Origin of the sequence: Quadrisphaera sp. INWT6, from assembly GCF_015390235.1 — a bacterium.
Lineage (GTDB): Bacteria > Actinomycetota > Actinomycetes > Actinomycetales > Quadrisphaeraceae > Quadrisphaera.
Map to the genome: position 1 here is coordinate 552492 of NZ_VUOH01000003.1, position 9095 is coordinate 561586.

General features: G+C 78.3%; 6 protein-coding genes and 1 pseudogene. 1 reads left to right on the forward strand and 6 read right to left on the reverse strand.

Annotation, left to right across the window (positions count from 1 at the left end; genetic code table 11):
- The first annotated feature begins 8 nt into the window (after positions 1-8).
- Complete coding sequence (gene rpsT / locus F1641_RS12370) at positions 9-272, forward strand: 30S ribosomal protein S20 (protein WP_194905856.1); 264 nt, start codon at positions 9-11, stop codon at positions 270-272.
- A gap of 111 nt (positions 273-383) precedes the next feature.
- Here the strand turns inward: rpsT and holA are convergent, their stop codons facing one another.
- From holA to F1641_RS12400, 6 genes and pseudogenes are all read right to left on the reverse strand, one after another.
- Entirely contained in the window at positions 384-1454 is a 1071-nt protein-coding gene (holA, locus tag F1641_RS12375) for a DNA polymerase III subunit delta (protein WP_206691066.1), read from the reverse strand.
- A gap of 64 nt (positions 1455-1518) precedes the next feature.
- On the reverse strand, positions 1519-3102 hold the full coding sequence (locus F1641_RS23270; RefSeq protein ID WP_194905858.1) for a ComEC/Rec2 family competence protein: 1584 nt from the start codon (positions 3100-3102) through the stop codon (positions 1519-1521).
- 8 nt (positions 3103-3110) lie between these two features.
- A complete protein-coding gene (locus F1641_RS12385; RefSeq protein ID WP_206691067.1) occupies positions 3111-3959 on the reverse strand; it encodes a helix-hairpin-helix domain-containing protein in 849 nt (282 codons plus the stop codon).
- A 125-nt stretch (positions 3960-4084) separates the two neighbouring features.
- Positions 4085-7014: pseudogene (gene leuS / locus F1641_RS23880) on the reverse strand (leucine--tRNA ligase).
- 87 nt (positions 7015-7101) lie between these two features.
- Entirely contained in the window at positions 7102-7974 is an 873-nt protein-coding gene (locus F1641_RS12395) for a UbiA family prenyltransferase (RefSeq protein ID WP_194905861.1), read from the reverse strand.
- Between the two features lie 320 nt (positions 7975-8294).
- Positions 8295-9095, reverse strand: an 801-nt coding sequence (locus tag F1641_RS12400; protein WP_194905862.1) for a GGDEF domain-containing protein, incomplete at its 5' end; no start/stop codon positions are given.

The window sequence follows — 9095 nt, forward strand, 5'->3', positions numbered from 1 at the left end:
ACCGGCCCGTGGCCAACATCAAGTCCCAGATCAAGCGCAACCGCACCAACGAGCTGGCGCGCCTGCGCAACAAGGCCGTGAAGTCCGAGCTGCGCACCGTCGTCCGCTCCGTGCGCACGGCTGCCGAGTCCGGCGACGCCGAGACCGCCGCCGCCGCGCTGCGCGCCGCGAGCCGCAAGCTCGACAAGGCCGTCTCCAAGGGCGTCATCCACAAGAACCAGGCCGCCAACCGCAAGTCGGCGCTGGCCAAGGTCGCTTCCTCCGCTTCCTGAGCGGGGCGCTGGTCGAGCACCAGCACCGAGGGCGGTGACGGACCGAGGTCCGTCACCGCCCTCCGTCGTTCCCGGGTGCGCCTGGCCGGGTGCGCCTGGGCCGTTGGTGCCTCAGTCGCCGGCACCCCGGGCGCGGACCACGGCGATGACCGCCCGCTCGACGGCGTAGCGGGGGTCGCGGCTCCCGCCCTTGACGGCCTCGTCGGCGTCGGCGAGCGCGGTGATGCTGGCGGCGATGCCGTCGGGCGTCCAGCCGCGCAGGGCGTCGCGGGTGGTGCGCACCTGCCACGGCGCCATGCCGAGGCTCTTGGCGAGCACCTGGTCGGAGCCGCGGCCGGCGGAGGCGACCTTCGCCATCGACCGCAGCTTCAGCGCGAGCGCCGCGACGAGCGGCACCGGGTCGAGCCCCGACTCCAGCGCCTGGCGCAGCAGCCGCAGCGCCTCCGCGTGGTGGCCCAGCACGGCGGCGTCGGCCACCTTGAACCCGGTCACCTCCGCGCGGCCCCCGTAGTAGCGCTGCACGTCGTCCTCGGTGATGCGCGCCGCACGGCCCCGCCCGGCGGGCGGCACGTCCGCGACGAGCTGGGAGCACGCCGCCGCGAGCGCCCGCAGGTCGCTGCCGACGGCCAGCAGCAGCGCCTCCAGGGCCGCCTCCTCGATGCCCCGGCCGTGCGCCTTCAGCTCGGTCTGGGCGAAGGCCCGCTGCTCGGCGGGCGTCTTGACGGGCGGGCACTCCACGAGCACCGCTCCCGGCACCGCCCGCGCGGCCTTGAGCAGCCCCGCGCCGCGAGCGCCCCCGCCGTGGCGGAGCACGAGGACGACGTCGTCGGGGAGCTCCCCGAGGGCTGCGGTGACGTCGGTGACCAGGGCGTCGGGGGCGGCCTCGAGGCCGGTCACCACCACCAGGCGCGCCTCCTCGAACAGGGAGGGGCTGGTCCACTGCGACAGCTCGCCGGTGCGGTAGGTGGCCGCCTCCACCGAGACCACCTCGAGGTCCGGCGAGCGCTCGCGGCACGCGGCGCGCACCCGCTCGACGGCGCGCTCGGCCAGGAGGGCCTCCGGGCCGGTGACCAGCACGACCGGACCCGGCTCGGCGAGGTGCCACGGCAGCGCGCCGGCGGCCCGCGCCTGCTCCCCGGCGCTGCTCGGACGGGAGCGCGACGGGGTGCGGGAGGTGGCCACGGCGACACCCTGCCACGCCCGTGCGACGCTCCCCGCCCCCCTCACGCGCCGCTCCCCGGCCGGCTCACCGCAGGCACCGCCGCAGCGCCCGGGGAGCCAGGGCGAGCCCGACGACGAGGGCGGCCAGGCCCAGGGCCGGCAGGGGGCCCTGCGGCCAGGGCAGCTGCGCGCCGGGGACCGCCGCGCCGGTCCGGGCGACCAGCGCCAGCCACTGGGCGCCCAGTCCCCCGAGGCGCGCGGCGGCGCCCGCGCCCGCCGGCCAGAGCGGCTCCAGGACCACGGCGGCCAGCCCCAGGAGCGTCGCCGGCGCGACGGCGGGCGCCGCGAGGAGGTTGGCGGGGACGGCGAGCAGCGGGACGTCGGGCACCAGCAGGAGCAGCACCGGAGCGCACACGGCCTGGGCAGCGATCGGCACCACGAGCGCTGCGGCGAGAGCCCGCCCCAGGCGCCCCGACGGCCCTCGCGGGCTCGCGCGACGCCGGTGGCGGCTGAGCGGGCCCAGCCGGCCCAGCCGCCTGACCCGTCGGGCCAGGCGCTCCGACCAGGCCGGGACGAACACGAGCAGTGCCCCGGTGGCCAGCACGGACAGCGCGAAGCCCGCCGCCCGGGCGAGCCACGGGTCCAGCACGAGCAGCGCCGTGACGGCCGCTGCCAGCGCGGGCACCCCCGCACCACCCCGCGAGACCCCGGTGCCGAGCAGCACGGCGGCCCCCATCACCGCGGCCCGCAGGACGCTGGGCTCGCTCCCGGCGAGCGCGGCGAAGGCCAGCAGCGCCGCCCCCGCCAGCAGCAGGCGCGTGCGGCGGCCGGCGCCGAGCGCCGTCATCAGCACCAGGACGGCGCTCGTCACCAGCGCGGTGTTGCCTCCGCTCACCGCGGTGAGGTGGGTGAGCCCCGTGGCCCGCATCGCCGCGTCGAGGTCCGGCGGCAGGGCGGTGGTGTCGCCCACGACCAGGCCGGGGAGCAGGCCGCGCGCGTCGGGCGGCAGGGACGCGCAGGCGCGGACGAGCCCCGACCGCAGCTCCTGGCCCCAGCGGGCCCACCGCCCGGTGGGAGGGGAGGTGGCCGGGGCTCCCAGCGGGGCCAGGACCGCGCTGGCGGGGTCAGCGGGCTCCGTCGCCTCCAGGCGCCCGCGGGCGACCACGCGGTCTCCCCGGCGCACGCCCTCCCAGGCCGGGCCGCCCAGCACGAGCACCTCGGCGTCCGCCGCCGTCGTGCGGCCGCGCCCGGTGACCCGGTCGGCGTGCAGCCGCACGACCCAGCGGGGCGAGCGGTCCGCCCAGGGGCGCGCCGGGTCCGGGCGGACCCGGTGCGCGTCGGTCGTGGCACCGCCCTCCACGACGGCGACCGCCCGCTGGGCGGCCAGCGGCTCGAGCTGCCCGCGACCCCGGGCCACCTGGGTGGCCAGCACCGACGCGCACACGGCTCCCACGAGCACCAGCGCCAGGGCCGCCGGTCCTGCGCGGCGCAGCCCGAGGAGGCCCACGGCGACCGCGACGGCGGTGACGGCCACACCCCCCAGGACCACCGGGCGCGCGGACGGGGCGGCAGCGGCTGCGCCCCAGACCACCAGGGCGGGCCCCACCAGCCGCAGGTCCAGGCGGTGGACCTCCGGGTCCCCGCCCTGCCGCGCGGCGGGGGCGGGCACCACGCTCCTCACGCTCGCAGGAGCGGCGAGAGCCGCGCCAGGATCGTCGGGCCGATGCCGTCGACCTCGGCCAGCTCGTCGACGCTCGTGTACGGCCCCTGCGCGGCGCGGCGGTCGAGGATGCGCTGCGCCAGCACCGGGCCCACCCCCGGCAGCGCGTCGAGCTCCGCGGCGGTGGCGGTGTTCAGGTCGAGCAGTCCCCCGGTGGTGCCCCCGCTGCCGTCTCCGGTGCCGCGGCCGGGGGCCGAGGACCCCGCGGCGCCGACCGGCTCCGGCGGCGCGGAGACCTCCTCCCCCGGGGCCGGGACCACGAGCTGCTCGCCGTCGGCGAGGACCCGCGCGAGGTTCACCCGTCGCAGGTCGGCTCCCTCGAGAGGACCGCCGGCGGCCTGCAGCGCGTCGTCCACCCGCGCCCCCGGAGGCAGGCGCACGATCCCCGGGTGGGCCACCTGACCGGTGACGTGGACGACGACCTCGCCCGTCGCGGCGCCGCCCGCCGCGAGCGCGCTCGGCGTCGTCCCGGAGGTGGCCCCCCGAGCCGCCCCGGGAGCCGCCCCGGCGGCGGGGGCGCTGGCGCTCCCGCGCAGCGGCACGGCCACGCCGGGGCTGGGGGTGGCCACCGCACCTCCCCCGGTGCCCAGCCCCAGGACGAGCAGCACGACGACGCCGGCGACGACCACCAGGCCCCCTGCCGCGGCGCTCGGCGCCAGGGCCCAGCGGCCCTCGCGCAGGAGCTCCCACGCGGTCGGCGACCACGCCTCCTCCTCGCGGCGCCGCTGCGCCCGCGACGGCGGGGAGCGCACCGCGGACCGGTCGCGCAGCGGCGGGTGGCCAGCGCCGCCGTCGTCCTCCAGCACCGGACCAGGCTGGCCCCGCCGCGCGGCGCGCCGGGCGCCGCGGAGCCCGCCTGTGGACGGCGACGGCCCCGGGCGCCCCTGTGGGCGACCCGGGGCCGTCGAGCGTCAGCCGGCCGGTCGGCGCGTCAGGCGGGGACCACGTTGACGAGCTTCGGGGCCCGCACCACGACGGTGCGCACACCGCGGCCGTCCAGCGCCCGCTGCAGCGCCGGGGAGGCGAGGGCGAGCTCGCGCAGCGCGTCCTCGGTGATGTCGGCGGGCACCTCGAGGCGGTCGCGGACCTTGCCCTGCACCTGCACCACGCAGGTCACCGTCTCCTGGACCAGCAGGGCCGGGTCGGCCTGCGGGAACGGGTGGTGGGCCAGCGAGCCGGTGTGGCCCAGGCGGCTCCACAGCTCCTCCGCGACGTGGGGGGCCAGCGGCGCCAGCATGAGCACCAGCGCCTCGACCGCCTCGCGGGGCGCCGCGGACAGCTTGGTGAGCTCGTTGTTCAGCTCGATCAGCTTGGCGATCGCCGTGTTGAAGCGCAGCGCCGCGAGGTCGGCCGAGACGCCGTCGGTGGTGCGGTGCACCAGGGCGCGGACGGCCGGGCTGGCGGGCTCCTCGGTGATGACGAGCTGCCCGGTGGTCTCGTCGACGACGTTGCGCCACAGCCGCTGCAGGAACCGCTGGGACCCGACCACGGCGCGGGTCTCCCACGGCCGGGACTGGTCGAGCGGGCCCATCGACATCTCGTACAGGCGGAAGGTGTCGGCGCCGTACACCTCGTACATCTCGTCGGGCGTGACGACGTTCTTCAGGCTCTTGCCCATCTTCCCGTACTCGCGGGTGACGGGCTCGCCCTCGTAGGTGAACTCGCGGGCGCCGCTCGCCGAGGCGGTCTCCACGACGTCGGCGGCCGGCACGTGGAAGCCGCGCTCGTCGGTGAAGGCGTCGGCCTGCACGTAGCCCTGGTTGAACAGCCGGCGGAACGGCTCCTCGGAGGAGACGTGGCCCAGGTCGAACAGGGCCTTGTGCCAGAAGCGGGCGTACAGCAGGTGCAGGACGGCGTGCTCGACGCCGCCGACGTACAGGTCGACGCCGCCGGTGTCCGTCGAGCCGGGAGCGCCGGCTGCCCGGTCGGGGCGCGGGCCCATCCAGTACGCCTCGACCTCGGGGTCGACCAGGCGCTCGGTGTTCTGCGGGTCGAGGTAGCGCAGCTCGTACCAGCACGACCCCGCCCAGTTGGGCATGGTGTTGGTCTCGCGGCGGTACTGCTTCGGGCCGTCGCCCAGGTCGAGGGTGACGTGCACCCACTCCTGCGCGCGGGCCAGCGGCGGCTCGGGGTCACTGGTGACGTCGTCGGGCTCGAAGGTGCGCGGGGAGTAGTCGGGCACCTCCGGCAGCAGCACCGGCAGCTGGTCGGCTGGGACGGCCAGGGGCAGCCCGTGCTCGTCGTAGACGACCGGGAAGGGCTCTCCCCAGTAGCGCTGGCGGCTGAAGAGCCAGTCGCGCAGGCGGTAGGTGGTCACGGGGCGGCCGGCGCCGGTGCGCTCCAGCCACGCCGCGATGCGCTCCTTGGCGGCGACGACGTCCAGCCCGTCGAGGTCGACGTCGTCGTTGGAGGAGTTGATCGCCGGGCCCTCACCGGTGAACGCCCCGCCCTCGAAGCCCTCCGGCGGCTGCACCGTGCGGATGACGGGCAGCTCGAAGCGCTCGGCGAAGGCGTGGTCGCGCTCGTCCTGGCCGGGGACGGCCATGATCGCGCCGGTGCCGTACCCGATCAGCACGTAGTCGGCCGTGAAGACGGGGACGGCGGTGCGGTCACGGGGTTGGTGGCGTGCAGGCCGGTGAAGACGCCGGTCTTGGTGCGGCCCTCGTCGGTGCGCTCGGCGTCGGTGCGGGCGGCGGCCTGCGCGCGGTAGGCGGCGACCGCCTCGGCGGGGGTCGCGGCGCCACCGGTCCAGGCCCCGGGCGTCCCGTCGGGCCAGGCGGCGGGCAGCGCGTCGAGGGCGGCGTGCTCGGGGGCGACCACCATGAACGTGACGCCGAACAGCGTGTCGGGGCGGGTGGTGAAGACCTCCAGGTCTCCCGCTCCGGCAGCGGCACCGGGGGCGCCGACCAGCGCGAACCGCACCTGGGCGCCGGTGGAGCGGCCGATCCAGTGGCGCTGCATCGACTTGACCGCCTCGGGCCAGTCGAGGCGGTCCAGGTCGTCGACCAGGCGGTCGGCGTAGGCGGTGATGCGCAGCATCCACTGCTTCAGCGGGCGCTTGACCACGGGGAAGTTGCCGCGCTCGCTGCGGCCGTCGGCGGTGACCTCCTCGTTCGCCAGCACCGTGCCCAGGCCCGGGCACCAGTTGACGGGCGTGTCGGAGACGTAGGCCAGGCGGTGCGCGTCGACCAGGCGGCGCCGCGCGACGTCGTCCAGCTGCGCCCAGTCGGAGCCGTCCTCCGGCTGGCGGGCACCGGAGGAGTAGGCGGCGCGCAGCTCGGCCACCGGGCGGGCGGCGCCGCGGCCGCCGTCGGCGCGGACGTGCTCCGGGTCGTACCAGCTCTCGAACAGCTCCCGGAAGATCCACTGGGTCCAGCGGTAGTACTCCGGGTCGATGGTGGAGATCGACCGGCGGGCGTCGTGGCCCAGGCCCAGGCGGCGCAGCTGGCGGCGCATCGTGGTGATGTTGGCCTCGGTGGTCACCCGGGGGTGCTGCCCGGTCTGCACCGCGTACTGCTCGGCGGGCAGGCCGAAGGCGTCGTAGCCGAGCGTGTGCAGCACGTTGCGGCCGCACATGCGCTGGTAGCGGGCCCACACGTCGGTGGCGATGTAGCCCAGCGGGTGCCCGACGTGCAGCCCGGCGCCCGAGGGGTACGGGAACATGTCCATGACGAACAGCGGCTCGCGCCCGGCGACGGCCTCGGCGTCTCCCCACGGCCCGCTGGGGTTGGGGGCCTCGAAGGTGCCCTCGTCGGCCCAGCGCTGCTGCCACGCGAGCTCCAGCTCGGCCGCGAGCTGAGCGGTGTACCGCTGGGGCGGTGCGTCGCTGGTCGCGGGGGCGGGCTGGTCCGTGGTGCTCATGCGGTGGGAGGTCCTCTCGGGGGGCGCCGGTCGCTCCCGGCGGCGTCACCACCAGGGTAGTAGCGCGCCGCACCCGGTCTCCGGGCGTCAGCGCAGCAGGGCCCTCGAGCCGCCGGCGGCGTCGGTGAGGACCCCGGCGACGCTCAGGCCGGCGGCGGCCATGACGGCCCGGAAGCCCGTGCGCCCGTCGGCCGCGGCGCCGAGGGCCCCCGCGACGCCGGCGGCCAGCAGCAGCGCCCGGGCGGGCGGCCGCAGCTGTGCGCCCCGGCCGGTGAGCAGCAGGGCGTCGGCGGCGGCCACCCCCAGCGCCGCGCCGGTGCGGCTGGCCCGCGGCCCGAGGCGCTGGGGCAGCCCCCGGACGCCGGTGGCGGCGTCGGCCTCGGCGTCGGGGACGGTGTTGGCCAGGTGGCCGGCCAGCCCGAGCAGCCCGGCGGCGGCGCAGAGCAGGCGGGGCGCGGGTCGCCCGGCGGCCCCCGCGGCGACCGCCGGCAGCGAGCCGAAGAAGGCCAGGTAGGGCAGGGGGCTCGCCGGGGTGCCCTTCAGCCCGAGGTCGTACCCGAGGGCCGCGGCCAGGACCGCGAGGTGCAGGCGGCCGGTGCCGCTCCCCCTCCCGCCCGTGCGGTCGAGCTGGAGCGAGGCGGGGACGGCGGCCGCCGTCGCGGCGACGGCGAGGCCCGCCACCAGGGCGCGCGGCAGCCTGCCCGCGGCGACGGGCTTCTCGGTGCGGCCGGCGGCGGCGTCGAGCGGCGCGTCGACGGCGTCGTTGGCCCACCCGACGGCGAGCTGCCCCAGGCCCACGGCGGCCGCCGTCCGGGCGGCGGCGCCCCACCGGGCTCGGCGCGGCGCGCCGTCGGGTGCGCTCGCGGCCGCCAGGGCGGCGGCGAAGCCGGTGACGGCGGCGGCGGGCACGGGGTGGCACGCCCGCACGAGGTCGACGACGACGCCGTGGCGGGGAGGCACCCGGCGAGGCTAGGCCGCGCCCGCCGTCCCCGCCGTCCCGACCGCCAGTCCGCTCCCGGGCGTCTCCGACTGGCACGGGGTGGCCCCGTGCCACTCCTTCTGGCGCAGGGCCACCCCGTGCCACTCGCGGGACGGCGCAGAGCCACCCACCTCGGCGACGGCGGGGTCCAGGGGCAGGATCCAGCTCCCGCTGCCCCTGGACTCCGCCGTGGCGGGCCCAGGGTGAGGCCCTCGAGCCCCTGGGGCCGCACTGGGGTGCTCAGCACCAGTCGAGGACTGGCGCAGGGCCACCCCGCGCCAACGAGCGGGAGGGAGAGGGGTCAGGCCACGGGGCCGGAGCTGTCCTCGGAGCGCGGGACGGGCTGGGCGCGGACCGGCTCGGCGGCGCTCGGGGCGCGCAGGGCGCGGCGCAGCGCCAGGTCCTGCTCGGCGCGGGAGACCAGCTCGGCCAGGCCCCCGGAGTCCCAGGGCTCGAGGATCCCGGAGCCGACGGTCAGCGAGCAGGCCCAGCGCACGAGCGGGGCGTCGGGGGTGCCGAGCAGGCGCACGCGCAGGCGGCGCTCGAGCTCGGCGGGGGTGGTGCCGGTGCCCGGACCGAGCACCACGAAGAGGTCGTCGGCCCAGCGGCCCACGATGTCGGCGCCGCGGGTGCTGCCGCGCAGCGCGTCGGCGACGCCGCCGACCACCTCGGCGACGGCCTGGGGCCCGCCGAGCTCGGAGACCGGCTCGAGGTCGCCCAGCTGGACCAGGGAGGCGTGCATGGCGCCGCTGGTGCGCCGGGCCGAGCCCAGCACGTGGCGGGCGAGGAGGTCGAGGCCGTTGGCGTTGTAGCAGCCGGTGGTCTCGTCGACCACCGAGACGGCGTCGGCCAGCTGCAGCGCGGCCTCGAGCTCGGCGGCGGCGCGGCGTCGCTGGACGACGACGAGCGCACCGGCCACCAGGCCGAGCATCGCGACGGCGCCGACCCCCGCGGCCGACTCGAGGTCTCCGCGGGCCAGGGCGGTCAGCGCGACGGCGGCCGCGGCGGCCACGAGGGGCACCGCGCCGACGGCCGTGACGACGACGCCCAGCGGCATCGCGGCCAGTGCGCCACCGGCCACCGGCAGCGCGGCAGCGGCCAA